Raw genomic sequence first — 12880 nt, forward strand, 5'->3', positions numbered from 1 at the left:
TCCTTCGGCCCCCACCCCGCCGGCCTCTCTCCCGGCCACCGCTTCCACTCCCGGGTCCGCTCCCGGACCGGCCCGGGACGCCCTCCCCGTCCCGTCGGAACGACTGAAACGGACGGCCCCGGAGACGGCGGCCCCGGAGACGGCGGCCCCGGAAGCGGCGGCCCCCGGACCGGCGGCCCCGGAAGCACCCTCTCCGGAAGCGCCCTCCCCGGGGCCGGCCGGACGCCCCGCCGTGCCCGCCCTCACCCCCGAGGAGGCGTTCGACGCGCTCTACGCGTACGCCGCGCCCGCCCTCGTCCACCAGACGTACCTGCTCACCGGCCGCGGCGCGCTCTCCCGCGAGTCCGTCGAACGCGCCTTCCAGCAGGCCTGGCACCGCTGGCCCGAGGTCGCCGTCGACCCGGACCCGGTGGGCTGGGTGCGGGCGGCGGCGCACGAGTACGCCCTCTCCCCCTGGCACCGGCTGCGCCGCGCCCACCGGCACCCCGACGCCCCGCCGGCCGGGGCGGCCCCCGACGCGCTGCTCTCCGCCCTCCTCGAACTGCCGCCGCCGTACCGCCGCACCGTCCTGCTCTACGACGGGCTCGGGCTCGACCTGCCGGACACCGCGGCCGAGACGGAGGCGAGCACCCCCGCCGCCGCCAACCGGCTGCTGCACGCCCGTACGGTCCTCGGCGAACGGGTCCCCGGGCTCACCGGGCCGGAGGACCTGCGCCGGCGGCTGACCGCGCCGGTCGCCGGGGCGCCGGCGGCGACGCTCCCGGCGGCCCGCTCGGTCCGGACCGGCAGCGAGCACCGGGCCCGCACCTGGACGCGCGCGGTGGTCTGCGCGACGGCGGTCCTCGTCGCGCTGACCGGTTTCACGGTGGTGACCGCACCGACCCGGTACATCCCCGTGAACGCCCCCGGCGAGTCCGTCGACGGCGTGCCGGTGCGCGGCGGCCCGGAGAAGCTCCGCCCGGAGGACCTGGAGCTCCGCGACAAGCTGCGCTCCGGACCCCACCCCGGCCCCGAACGGCTGGTCCCGGTGGCCGGATAGCCGCCGCGGAACACGCGCGCGGACGGGCCCCGCGGCCGGACCGGCCGTCACGGGGCGGACACGCGAGTGGGCCCCGCCCCCCGCCCGGACGGGCCGGGAGGGGCGGGGCCCACTCGCTGTGCGGTGGTGCGGCGTCAGCCCGCGAGGATCGCGCGCGCCAGCTTGGCCGTCTCGGTCGGGGTCTTGCCGACCTTGACGCCCGCGGCCTCCAGGGCCTCCTTCTTCGCCTGGGCGGTGCCGGAGGAGCCGGAGACGATGGCGCCGGCGTGGCCCATGGTCTTGCCCTCGGGCGCGGTGAAGCCCGCGACGTAGCCGACGACCGGCTTGGTGACGTTGGCCTTGATGAAGTCGGCCGCACGCTCCTCGGCGTCGCCGCCGATCTCGCCGATCATCACGATCAGGTCGGTCTCCGGGTCGGCCTCGAAGGCCGCCAGGGCGTCGATGTGCGTGGTGCCGATGACCGGGTCGCCACCGATGCCGACGGCGGACGAGAAGCCGATGTCACGGAGCTCGTACATCATCTGGTACGTCAGCGTGCCGGACTTCGAGACCAGGCCGATGCGGCCCGGCTTCGTGATGTCGCCCGGGATGATGCCGGCGTTGGACTGGCCCGGGGTGATGAGACCGGGGCAGTTCGGGCCGATGAGGCGGGTCTTGTTGCCCTTCTCCACGGCGTACGCGTAGAACGCGGCGGAGTCGTGGACGGCGATGCCCTCGGTGATGACGACCGCGAGGGGGATCTCGGCGTCGATGGCCTCGACGACGGCGGCCTTCGCGAAGGCCGGCGGCACGAAGAGGACCGAGACGTTGGCGCCGGTCTCCTTCATCGCCTCGGCGACGGTGCCGAAGACCGGGATCTCGGTGCCGTCGAAGTCGACCTTGGTGCCGGCCTTGCGCGGGTTCACGCCGCCGACGATGTTGGTGCCGTCACCCAGCATGAGCTTGGTGTGCTTCATGCCCGTGGCACCGGTCATGCCCTGGACGATGACCTTGCTGTCCTTGTTGAGGAAGATAGCCATGGCTCTGGTGTCCCTCGTCCCTTACTTCGCAGCCGCGAGCTCGGCGGCCTTGTCGGCCGCTCCGTCCATGGTGTCCACGCGCTGCACCAGCGGGTGGTTGGCGTCCGACAGGATCTTGCGACCCAGCTCGGCGTTGTTGCCGTCGAGGCGCACGACCAGCGGCTTGGTGACCTCTTCGCCCTTGGAGGCGAGGAGCTCCAGGGCCTGGACGATGCCGTTGGCGACCTCGTCGCAGGCGGTGATGCCGCCGAAGACGTTGACGAACACGGACTTGACGTCCGGGTCGCCCAGGATGATCTCCAGGCCGTTCGCCATGACCTCGGCGGAGGCGCCGCCGCCGATGTCGAGGAAGTTGGCCGGCTTCACGCCGCCGTGGTTCTCACCGGCGTACGCGACGACGTCCAGGGTCGACATGACCAGGCCGGCGCCGTTGCCGATGATGCCGACCTCGCCGTCGAGCTTGACGTAGTTGAGGCCCTTGGCCTTGGCCGCGGCCTCGAGCGGGTTGGCCGCCGCCTTGTCCTCCAGCGCCTCGTGCTCCGGCTGGCGGAAGTCGGCGTTCTCGTCGAGGGAGACCTTGCCGTCGAGGGCCAGGATGTCGCCGGAGGCGACCTTGGCCAGCGGGTTGACCTCGACGAGGAGCGCGTCCTCGGCGACGAAGGTGTCCCACAGGGTCACGAGGACCTCGGCGACCTTCTCGGCCACGTCGGCCGGGAACTGCGCCAGGGCCACGATCTCGCGGGCCTTCTCGATGTCGACGCCCGCGTTGGAGTCGACCGGCACCTTGGCGAGCTTCTCGGGGGTCGTCGCGGCGACCTCCTCGATGTCCATGCCGCCGGCGACGGAGGCCATCGCCAGGAAGGTGCGGTTGGTGCGGTCGAGGAGGTACGAGACGTAGTACTCCTCGACGATCTCCGGAGCGGTCTCCGCGATCATCACCTTGTGGACCGTGTGGCCCTTGATGTCCATCCCGAGGATGTCCGTCGCGCGGGCGACGGCCTCGTCCGGGGTGGCGGCCAGCTTGACGCCGCCGGCCTTGCCGCGGCCGCCGACCTTCACCTGCGCCTTGACGACCGACTTGCCGCCAAGACGCTCGGTGGCCTCGCGCGCCGCCTCAGGCGTGTCGATGACTTCACCGGCCAGCACCGGTACACCGTGCTTGGCGAAGAGGTCCCTCGCCTGGTACTCGAACAGGTCCACGCGCGTCCGTCCCTTTTCTGATGATCGCGGTTCGTTGTCTGCGTGGGCGTGCCGCGAAGGGCAACGTGACTGCTCTGTCACAAGGGAGGCGTACACGGTGTCCGTGGACGCGGCATGTCCGTCTCGCAGGTTATCGCCGTGGGCCGTGGGTCCCTAAATCGCGGATCACGCGGGAGCGGTGATACGGGTCACAGGCCGTGGGGGCGGAAGGGCGGCGCACCGGGGGTCCGGGGCGGCCGGAACGGGGGGTCGCAGCAGGCGGGACACGGTCTCCCGGCCCCTCACGCCGCACGGGAAGGCGGGGTGAGGGGCGTCCGGAAGCCCCTGTGACAAGGAACTCAGTCGCCCATCGGGCACGCGTGCGGACGGGTCACGACGACGGATTCCGCAGGAACGCCCCCGGTCACGGCCGGTTGGCGGTCGGCGCGCGGTTGGCGTGCGGCCGAGAACCGGCACGTGGCCGAGAACCGGGCGCCCGTGTCCGGCGGGCCCGCCGTCCGGGCGAGTCAATCGGAGCCGGGCGGGTCGGTCGAAACCGGGCGGGTCGGTCGGCGGCTCCGCGAGTCAATCGGAGCCGGGCGGGTCGGTCGGCGGACCCGGGGCCCGGGCGGGTCAGTCGGCGGGTATCGGCACGGGTACCGGCAGGGGGCGCTTCTCCAGGGCGGCCGCCATGATCTCCGGGAACAGGTCCGGGGTGCACGCGAAGGCCGGGACGCCGAGCGCGGCCAGCGCCGCCGCGTGGTCGCGGTCGTAGGCGGGGGTGCCCTCGTCGGAGAGGGCGAGCAGCGCCACGAACTGGACGCCGGAGGCCTTCATCGCCGCGACCCGCTTCAGCATCTCGTCGCGGATGCCCCCCTCGTACAGGTCGCTGACGAGGACGACGACGGTGTCGGCGGGGCGGGTGATCCGTGACTGGCAGTGGGCGAGGGCGCGGTTGATGTCGGTGCCGCCGCCGAGCCGGGTGCCGAAGAGGACGTCCACCGGGTCCTCGATCCGGTCCGTCAGGTCGACGACGGAGGTGTCGAAGACGACGAGCCGGGTGGCGATCGTCCGCATCGAGGCGAGCACCGCCCCGAAGACGGCGGCGTGGACGACGGAGGCCGCCATGGAACCGGACTGGTCGACGCAGAGGACGACCTCCTTCCTCACCGCCCGGGAGGCGCGCCCGTGGCCGACGAGCCGCTCGGGGACGATCGTGCGGTGTTCGGGCAGGTAGTTCGTGAGGTTGGCGCGGACGGTGCGGTTCCAGTCGATGTCCCCGTGGCGGGGGCGGCTGGTCCGGGCGGCGCGGTCGAGCGCGCCGGCGAGGACGGCCCGGGTCCGGGCGGAGAGGCGTTTCTCCAGGTCGTCCACGACCTTGCGCACGACGGCGCGGGCGGTCTCCCTGGTCGTCTCGGGCATCGCCCCGCGAAGGGAGAGGAGGGTGCCGACGAGGTGCACGTCGGCCTCGACGGCCGCCAGCATCTCCGGTTCCAGGAGGAGGGTTTCGAGGCCGAGCCGGTCGATGGCGTCGCGCTGCATGACCTGGACGACGCTGCCGGGGAAGTACGCGCGGATGTCGCCGAGCCAGCGGGCGACGGAGGGGGCGGAGGCGCCGAGCCCGGCCGTGCGGTCGCGTCCGGTGCCGTCGCGGTCGCCGGGATTCACGCCGTAGAGGGCGGTGAGGGCCCTGTCCACGGCGGCGTCGGTGCCGGCGAGGGCGCGGCCGGTCCCGTCGGCGTCCCCGCCACCGAGGACGAGACGCCAGCGGCGCGACCGCTCGCCGTCGGGGCCCGGGAGGGGAAGCGGGGCGGGAGGGGTGTGCGGGGTGAGGTGCGAGTCCGGGCCTGGGGCGGGGTGCGGGTCCGGGCTGGAAACGGGGTGCGGATCTGAAGCGGGGTGCGGGCCCGGGGCGGGAGCGGGGTGCGGGACAGGGACAGGGGTGGGGGCGGGATGTGGGCCGGGGGCGGAGTGCAAGCCCGGGCCCGGGGCGGGGTGCGGGTCCGGGCTGGGAGCGGAGTGCGGGTCCCAGGCGGGAACGGGACGCGGGGACGCGGGGGTGCTCGGGGGCGTGTTCACGCGGGGGCCTCCGTGCCGAGGACGAGGTGGAGGAGGGGCAGGACGGCGTCCGCGCGCTCCCGGTCGGGCGCCGGGGCGAAGCCGGGCACGCCGGGCGCGGCGGGACCCGGGCCGCCGGCGCGCGGGCCCCGGGCGGCCAGTTCGCCGAGGGTGCGGCGGACCCCCGGCTCGTACGACGAGAAGGTGCGGCGCAGCAGGGGCAGGACGTCGGTGAACGCCTCGGCCGGCACGGAGACGAGCCAGGCGTCGACGAGTCCGAGGAGGCGCTCGTCGTGGACGAGGAGCAGTCCGCCGCCGGAGGCGCCGCCTGCGAAGCCCTCGATCCAGGCGGCGGCGTCGGGCGGCGGGGCGGCGGACGAGAGGGCGCGGCTCATGAGGGGGGCGGCCTCGTCGCCGGAGAGCAGCCCCTCGTCCAGGAGGATCCGGGCGGCCCGGCCCCGGAGGAGGCCGGGCACCCGGTCGTGCCCGGCGAGCCCGCGCAGGACCCCGGCCCAGCGTTCGCGCAGCCCGGCCGCGCCCGGCAGCAGGCCGAGGGCCTGGTGGACCTCGTCGACGCGTTCGCGCAGGGACGCGGCGGCGTCGGGGGCGAGTCCGGCGCAGGCGGGCGGCAGGCCGACGCAGATCCGTTCCGCGAGCCCGGCGGCGACCCCGCCGAGGGCCCCGGTGTCGGTGCCCCGGACGTCGCCGTAGCGCAGGGAGCGGGCGAGGGCCGGGAGGGCCCGGGCGAGATGGGCGACGTCGGTGTCGAGCGCGGCCCGGTCCGCGAGCGTCCGCATGACGACGGGGAGCGCGCCGGTGAGCCCGGCGAGGAGGCAGTCCTCGGCGAGGGCGGTGACGTCGGTGAGGGCGGTGGCCGCCAGGGCCCGGGACTCGGCCCTGGCGGTGGCGGCGGTCTCGACGGTGGTGCCCCAGACACCGGCCTCGGCGACCCGGACGTGCAGTTCGGGTTCCCAGCGCAGCCGCCAGGTCTCCCGGAAGGTGCCGGTGCCGGCCCGGCCGGCGACCGGCTCTCCCCAGGGGACGCCGAGGAGCCGCAGCCGGTGCAGCAGGCGGCTGCGGGCGCCGTCCGTCTCCTTGCGCAGGTCGAGCGCGAGCTCGCGCTCCTCCGCCCCGGGTCTGAGCCGCAGGGCGCGCTGTTGGCGGCTCAGGTCGCGCTGGAGGGGTACGGCGGGGGCGTCCGCCGGGACCTCGCCGAGCACGTCGCCGACGACGAGGCGGTCGTGGATCAGGGCGAGGGGCACGTCGGAGCCCTCGCAGAGGACGGCCCGGACGGCGTCGGTGGTCTCCTCGAGCCCGGGGCCCGGTCGGCCGCGCAGGGCGGCGAGGGCGCCGGCGAGCCGGACGGCCTCGATGACGTGGGCGGAGGAGACGGGGTGGTCCTCGGCCCTGAGGAGTCCGGCGACGCCGGTCATCCAGCGTTCGACGGGCCGGTCGGGCGCGGTGAACAGGTGCGCGTACCAGCCGGGCGCGTCGATCCCGGCGCCGTAACCGGAGCGGCGGGCGAGCCTGCGGTGGGTCCAGGGGACCCAGGTCGTCTCGGTCCTCACCCGGGGCAGGCCCTTGAGCAGGGCCCGGTCGGCGGCGACGGTGGTGCGCCGGGCGAGGGCGGGGACGTGCCAGGCGCCGCAGACGACGGCGACGGAGTCCCCGAACTCCTTCCGCGCGGCGCGCACCCGGAGCCGCATGTGCGCCTCGCGGACGAGGTCGCGGGGGTGTCCGCCGTGGCCATACGCCTCCCGCAGGGCGCCCATGGCCTCCGCGAGGGCCTGGAAGGGTGCGGTGGGGTCGCCGTCGCGGCGCAGCTCGACGACGTCCTCCCACCAGCGTTCGGCGTCCTCGTGCCCGGCGGCCCGGGCGAGTTCGGCGAGGGGGTCGATCCGGGGGCCGGCCCGGAGCCCGCCGTCCGCCCCGGGAGCGAGGGCGGGGGCGGGCCGGGCTCCGCCGCCGGGGCCGGCCGCGGTCCTTCCCCCGGTGCCGGTCCCGTTCCCGTCCGTTCCTGTCGCGGGTCCGGTGGCGGAGACGGTCCGGGGTCCGCCCCCGGCGACCTGGTCCTCCTCGCCCTCGGCGTCGCCCCAGGTGGGATCGGAGGCCGCGAGGGTGTGCGCGGCGGGCAGGTCGATGAACCGGACGGCGGCGCCCCGGTCCAGGGCCCAGCGGATCGCGACCCACTCGGGCGAGAACTCGGCCATCGGCCAGAACGCCGCCCGCCCGGGGTCGTCCACGGCGTGGGCGAGCAGCGCGACCGGCGGCCGCATGTCCGGTTCCCCCGCGAGCGCCACGAGCGCGTCGCCCTCGGCGGGCCCCTCGATCAGCACGACGGCGGGCTCCGCCGCCTCCAGCGCGGCCCGCACGCCCCGCGCGGACCCGGGCCCGTGGTGCCGCACGCCGAGCAGGAGGGGGCCGCCCGTCCGGCCGGGGGCCCGGGACCCGGCCGGGGCAGCGGTGGGCGGGGTCACGCGGTCACCTCGCGGCAGGCGCGGTAGAAGTCCTTCCAGCCGTCTCTCTCCCGGACGACCGTCTCCAGGTACTCCCGCCAGACGACCCGGTCGGCGGCCGGGTCCCGGACGACCGCCCCGAGGACGCCGGCGGCGATGTCCGCGGGACGCAGGACGCCGTCGCCGAAGTGGGCGGCGAGGGCGAGACCGCCCGTGACGACGGAGATGGCCTCGGCCGTGGAGAGCGTCCCCGAGGGGGACTTGACCCTGGTGCGCCCGTCGGTGGTGATCCCGTCGCGCAGTTCGCGGAAGACGGTGACGACCCGGCGGATCTCGTCCGCCCCGTCCGGCAGGACCGGCAGCTCCAGGGAGCGCCCCAGCTGCCCGACGCGCCGGGTGACGATGTCGACCTCGTCCTCGGGGGTCGCGGGCAGCGGCAGGACGACCGTGTTGAAGCGGCGGCGCAGCGCTCCGGAGAGTTCGTTGACGCCCCGGTCGCGGTCGTTGGCCGTGGCGATGAGGTTGAAGCCGGGGACGGCCTGCACCTCCTCCCCGAGTTCGGGGACGGGCAGGGTCTTCTCGGACAGGATCGTGATGAGCGAGTCCTGCACGTCGGCGGGGATGCGGGTGAGTTCCTCCACGCGGGCCGTCGTGCCCTGCGCCATCGCCCGCATCACGGGGCTCGGCACGAGCGCGTCGCGGTCGGGTCCGTGGGCGAGGAGCCGGGCGTAGTTCCAGCCGTAGCGGATCGCCTCCTCGGGGGTGCCCGCGGTGCCCTGGACGAGGAGGGTGGAGTCGCCGCTGACGGCGGCGGCGAGGTGTTCCGAGACCCAGGTCTTGGCGGTGCCGGGCACGCCGAGGAGCAGCAGCGCCCGGTCGGTGGCGAGCGTGGCGACGGCGACTTCCACGATGCGGCGCGGGCCGACGTACTTGGGTGTGACGACGGTCCCGTCGGGGAGGGTGCCGCCGAGGAGGTAGGTGGCGACGGCCCGGGGCGAGAGGCGCCAGCGGGCGGGCCTGGGCCGGTCGTCGGCCGCGGCGAGGGCCGCGAGTTCACCGGCGAAGGCGTGCTCCGCGTGCGGTCGCAGGACCTCGGTGGAGGCCTGCGGCCGTTCCGGCCCGGTCTCGGGACGGACACCGGAACCGGGTTGCGCGATGGTTTCGGGCACGGGCATGAATCCCCCTCCAGATCGTTCGACCTGCTGTGCGATCCACCGTGCACCATGCCACTGACAGTGAGGTGTCGTCGCAGGTCGGAAGGGGTGGGAGAGCCAAGCTGAGTGACGGGAAGTCAGTTCGCGGCGGAGGAGGGACGGAGACGGCGGGATGCGGGCGGCGCGCTCCACGAGGGCTCCCGGGGCGCGGCGTTGGGCCGCCTTCCTCGCGGAGAGCCAACAGGGAAACGCGGAGAACCACAGGGAGACGCGGGGAAACACGGGGAAACGGCGAAGCCACGCCCCTCCACCCACCTCACCTGCGCGAACATCCGGGACGGAGTCGTTGTCAGTGGTGCCCCCTACCGTCGTGGACATGGATGGCATGGGGGTGCGCCGAACGGTCGATCAGGTGCCGGCACCGACACCTGGCGAGGTCTCGCGCGGGGCGGGAAGCGGGTCCGGCACGGCCGGACCCCGGTCGGACACGGGGTACGACGGCGGTGCCGTGCGGGGCGTGCGCCGGGGTGGTGACGGTCCGTCGCACCGGACGTCCGCCGGGGCCGCGGACACCGCGTACGGGTGCGAACGCCCCGGCGGCGGGCCCCGGGAAGCGGGGGGCGGCGCCGGGGACACGGCGGACCCGGCGGCCGCCCGGCTCCGGGCCGAACGGAGGGCGGCCCGGATCACCTCGGGCGCGCGGGAGCTGGAGCGGCGGCTCGCCGACCTGCTGCGCGGGGGCCTGGCGGCGGCCGAGCGGGCGGGGCACGTGCCGTGGGAGGAGACGGCGGCCCGCATGGTCGACGCCCAGGCCCCCGGACTCGCGAGCAGGGTGAGGGAGTTGGCGGCGATACCGGGGTCCGGCCCCGGCTGGCCCGTGCGGCTCCTGGAGGAGAGCGCGCTGACCCATCTCCTCGACCGGGCCTGGCTGGCCGCCGACAGGCTGCCCGCGCCCTTCGCGACGACCGTGCGGACCCGGGTCGGCCTCCCCGCCCCGGTCGCCGGCGCCCCGGTGCGCGACCACTGGCTGGTCCTCGCGCAGTACGACACGGGAGACACCCGGCTGGTCACCCGGCGCGTCTGGCTGCACGGCACGACCGGCGGGCGCACGGCGCTCCTGCTCTCCTACGGGGCGGCGGGCCGGGCGCCCCGGCTGGAACTCCCGGTGGGGGCGGTCCTCGACGGCGAGCTGACCCCGCACTCCGGTTCCGGGCAGTTGCGGGCGGAACCGGGCGAGCGTTTCGTCCCGGTCGCCGGCCCCGCCGGTCCGCCGCCGGGCGGCCCGGTCGGCGAGGGCCTGGACGCGTACGGGCGCGCGCTGCGCGAGGACCCGTGGCTGGACGCGTGGCCGGTGACGCTGACCGACGTCGTACCGGCACGGGCGGCGTACGGATGGCAGCTCGCCGACGCGGACGGCCGCGAGGCCCTGCCCCTGACGCCCGCCGCCCGGTCCCGGCCGGGCCTCTGGCGCCTCGTCGCCCTGTCGGGCGGTGCTCCGGTGACCGTCTTCGGGGAGTGCGGCCACCGGGGCTTCACCCCGCTCGCCGCCTGGTCGCCGGAGGCGCCCGCCGAGACGGTTCCCCTCGTATGACACCGCCCGCCCGACGGCCGCCGGCCCCCGGCCGCGGCACCGATCACCGATCACCGATCACCGATCACCGACCGACCGGAGGAGTGTGATGGAGACCCCCACGACCACCGGCTCCCCCGCCACCGCGGACTCTCCCGCCACTGCCTGCTCCCCGGCCACCGCCGACTCCGCCGCCGCCGGTTCCGCCGCGTCCCCGGACGGCGCCGGCACGGCCTGGGAGGAGCTGGTCACCTCGGCGCTGCTCGGGACGGACCGGCGGGTGCCCGCCGGGCTCGCGCCCGGGGCGGCGGGCGGGGAGGCGGCGGCGCACGCGCTGCTCGACGCCGCCGCGCTGCACACCGTGCGGCGCAGGGCGGGCCTGCGCCCCGGGCCCGCCGCGCCGCCGCCGGAGCCCGCGCCGGACGACCCGCGCGAACCGCTGCCCGAAGCGGCCCGGCGGCGTCTCGGCCGGCTGCTCGCCGGGCGGACCGCGCCCGCGCCCGCCGGGCGGCGCGGAGCCGTCCCCGACCTGGCCGAACTGCTCCCGCAGTGGCTGGCCCTCGCCAACCGCCACGGGTACAAGGCGCCGCCCGCCCTCCTGCCCGCCCTGCTCGACGCGGCACGGGCCCGTACCGACCTGCGCCCCCACGCCCTCCGCCTGGCCGGGCCGCGCGGTCTGTGGCTGGCCCGGCTCAACCCCGAGTGGAGGTTCGCCCTCCGCGGCACGGGGCCGGCCGGCCTCCCGTCCCCCCGGGACGCGGAGGCGGTGCGGGCCCTGTGGGGCGAGGGCCTGTTCGCCGAGCGGGTCGCCCTGCTCACCGCCGTACGGGCCGAGGACCCGGCCGCCGGACTCGCCCTCCTCGCCTCCACCTGGGCCGCCGAACGGGCGGAGGACCGGCTGATGTTCCTGGACTCGCTGCGGGCCGGACTCTCCGACGCGGACGAGGGGTTCCTCGAGGAGGCCCTCGACGACCGCAGCCGGAACGTCCGCGCCACCGCCGCCGACCTGCTCTCCGCGCTGCCGGCCTCCGCCCTCGCCGACCGGATGGCGGCCCGGGCCGTGGCCTGCGTCGGGCCCGACCGGACGGCGGACAGGCCGACGATCGGCGTCGAGGCCCCGCACGAGTGCGACGCGGCGATGCGGCGCGACGGCGTCGTGGAGACCCCGCCGGCGGGCCGGGGCGAGCGGTCCTGGTGGCTGGGCCAGGTCGTCGAGTCCGCTCCGCTCTCCTGCTGGCCGGCCAGGTTCGGCGGGCGCGGCCCGGAGGAGATCGTGGCCCTGCCGGTCGCCGACGGCTGGCGGGACGAGCTGCACGCGGCCTGGTCCAGGGCGGCCGTGCGGCAGCGGGACGCGGCCTGGTCGCGCGCCCTGCTCGGCGCGCCCTCGGTTCCGCCCGCCACGGGCCCCGGCACCCCGTCGCTCGCCGAACGGGCCCGGCTCCTGTCGATGCTGCCCCCGGAGGAACGGGCCCTCTGGGTCGCCCGGTTCGTCGCGGCGCACGGGCTGCCGGAGTCGTTCCAGCTGCTCGGCGCCTGCGCCGTGCCGTGGTCGGAACCGCTCGGCACGGCGGTCGTCGACGCCCTCGACGCCGCACGCGAGGCGGGCGGTTACCCCTGGAGCTTCAGCGGGGTGATGGGGCTGGCGGAGCGCTGTCTCGACCCGGAGGCGGCCCGGCGGATCGAGCCCCTGTCGTCCCGTCCGGACGGGGCGGAGGACACCGTCCCCGGTGCGGAGGGCTACTGGGCCGAGGCCTTCCGGCGCCTGGTCTCCACCCTCCGTCTGCGCGCGGCGATACGCGCCGAACTGGCGCCTCCCGGCACCTGATCCGCCCCGTCGGACGGGGCGGACAGGCGGGCGGGGCGGACAGGCGGGCGGGGCGGACAGGCGGGCAGGGAACGGCGAAGGGCCCTCCCGTCGGGAGGGCCCCGGCGGCGGGCGGCGGAACGCGAAGCGGGTCAGACGGTGACGCGGACGTTCGCGTTCACCCAGTCGACGATGGACGCCGTGGTGGCGCCCGGAGTGAAGATCTCCGCCACGCCCTTCTCCTTCAGCGGCGCGATGTCCGCCTCCGGGATGATCCCCCCGCCGAAGACCTTGATGTCCTCCGCGTCGCGGTCCCTGAGCAGTTCCAGGACCTTCGCGAAGAGGGTGTTGTGCGCTCCGGAGAGGATCGAGAGGCCGATCGCGTCGGCGTCCTCCTGGATCGCGGTGTCGACGATCTGCTCGGGCGTCTGGTGGAGCCCGGTGTAGATGACCTCCATGCCGGCGTCCCGGAGGGCTCGCGCGATCACCTTGGCCCCGCGATCGTGGCCGTCGAGACCCGGCTTGGCCACCACCACGCGGATCGGACCGGTCACACCCATCACTGCCTCCACATGCGACCCCCGCGCCTCTTTGCCGGGGA

At 76.1% G+C, this 12880-nt stretch carries 9 protein-coding genes; 3 read left to right on the forward strand and 6 right to left on the reverse strand.

Annotation, left to right across the window (positions count from 1 at the left end; all coding sequences use genetic code 11):
- Window positions 1-232: 232 nt before the first annotated feature.
- Entirely contained in the window at window positions 233-1039 is an 807-nt protein-coding gene (locus ACZ3IL_RS03915) for a sigma factor-like helix-turn-helix DNA-binding protein (protein ID WP_467386805.1), read from the forward strand.
- Between the two features lie 134 nt (window positions 1040-1173).
- Here ACZ3IL_RS03915 and sucD read toward each other — a convergent pair whose 3' ends face one another.
- The 5 genes from sucD to ACZ3IL_RS03940 all read right to left on the reverse strand — a co-directional run bounded on the left by sucD (window position 1174) and on the right by ACZ3IL_RS03940 (window position 8926).
- On the reverse strand, window positions 1174-2058 hold the full coding sequence (gene sucD, locus ACZ3IL_RS03920) for a succinate--CoA ligase subunit alpha (RefSeq protein ID WP_046912434.1): 885 nt from the start codon (window positions 2056-2058) through the stop codon (window positions 1174-1176).
- A 21-nt stretch (window positions 2059-2079) separates the two neighbouring features.
- Window positions 2080-3258, reverse strand: coding sequence for an ADP-forming succinate--CoA ligase subunit beta (sucC, locus tag ACZ3IL_RS03925; protein ID WP_467386261.1), 1179 nt, complete (start codon window positions 3256-3258; stop codon window positions 2080-2082).
- A 612-nt stretch (window positions 3259-3870) separates the two neighbouring features.
- Complete coding sequence (locus ACZ3IL_RS03930; protein ID WP_467386807.1) at window positions 3871-5214, reverse strand: VWA domain-containing protein; 1344 nt, start codon at window positions 5212-5214, stop codon at window positions 3871-3873.
- A 98-nt stretch (window positions 5215-5312) separates the two neighbouring features.
- Window positions 5313-7772 carry a DUF5682 family protein gene (locus tag ACZ3IL_RS03935; RefSeq protein ID WP_467386263.1) on the reverse strand — a complete coding sequence of 820 codons (2460 nt, stop codon included), beginning with the start codon at window positions 7770-7772 and terminating at the stop codon, window positions 5313-5315.
- A complete protein-coding gene (locus ACZ3IL_RS03940) occupies window positions 7769-8926 on the reverse strand; it encodes an ATP-binding protein (RefSeq protein WP_467386265.1) in 1158 nt (385 codons plus the stop codon). Before ACZ3IL_RS03940 ends, ACZ3IL_RS03935 begins: the two co-directional genes overlap by 4 nt.
- A gap of 355 nt (window positions 8927-9281) precedes the next feature.
- Between ACZ3IL_RS03940 and ACZ3IL_RS03945 the strand changes: the two genes are divergently transcribed.
- The gene (locus tag ACZ3IL_RS03945; protein WP_467386267.1) at window positions 9282-10496 is read left to right on the forward strand and encodes an SWIM zinc finger family protein; all 1215 of its coding nucleotides are present in this window, start codon (window positions 9282-9284) and stop codon (window positions 10494-10496) included.
- 88 nt (window positions 10497-10584) lie between these two features.
- Entirely contained in the window at window positions 10585-12300 is a 1716-nt protein-coding gene (locus ACZ3IL_RS03950) for a DUF5691 domain-containing protein (protein WP_467386269.1), read from the forward strand.
- A 131-nt stretch (window positions 12301-12431) separates the two neighbouring features.
- Here ACZ3IL_RS03950 and ACZ3IL_RS03955 read toward each other — a convergent pair whose 3' ends face one another.
- A complete protein-coding gene (locus ACZ3IL_RS03955; protein ID WP_467386271.1) occupies window positions 12432-12839 on the reverse strand; it encodes a cobalamin B12-binding domain-containing protein in 408 nt (135 codons plus the stop codon).
- Window positions 12840-12880 lie beyond the last annotated feature (41 nt).

Source organism: Streptomyces sp. NPDC014907 (genome assembly GCF_055562975.1).

Coding starts and splice junctions, on each gene's coding strand:
- ACZ3IL_RS03955 (WP_467386271.1), bottom strand. CDS start 12,839: ATGGGTGTGACCGGTCCGATCCGCGTGGTGGTGGCCAAGCCGGGTCTC.
- ACZ3IL_RS03950 (WP_467386269.1), top strand. CDS start 10,585: ATGGAGACCCCCACGACCACCGGCTCCCCCGCCACCGCGGACTCTCCC.
- ACZ3IL_RS03940 (WP_467386265.1), bottom strand. CDS start 8,926: ATGCCCGTGCCCGAAACCATCGCGCAACCCGGTTCCGGTGTCCGTCCC.
- ACZ3IL_RS03945 (WP_467386267.1), top strand. CDS start 9,282: ATGGATGGCATGGGGGTGCGCCGAACGGTCGATCAGGTGCCGGCACCG.
- sucD (WP_046912434.1), bottom strand. CDS start 2,058: ATGGCTATCTTCCTCAACAAGGACAGCAAGGTCATCGTCCAGGGCATG.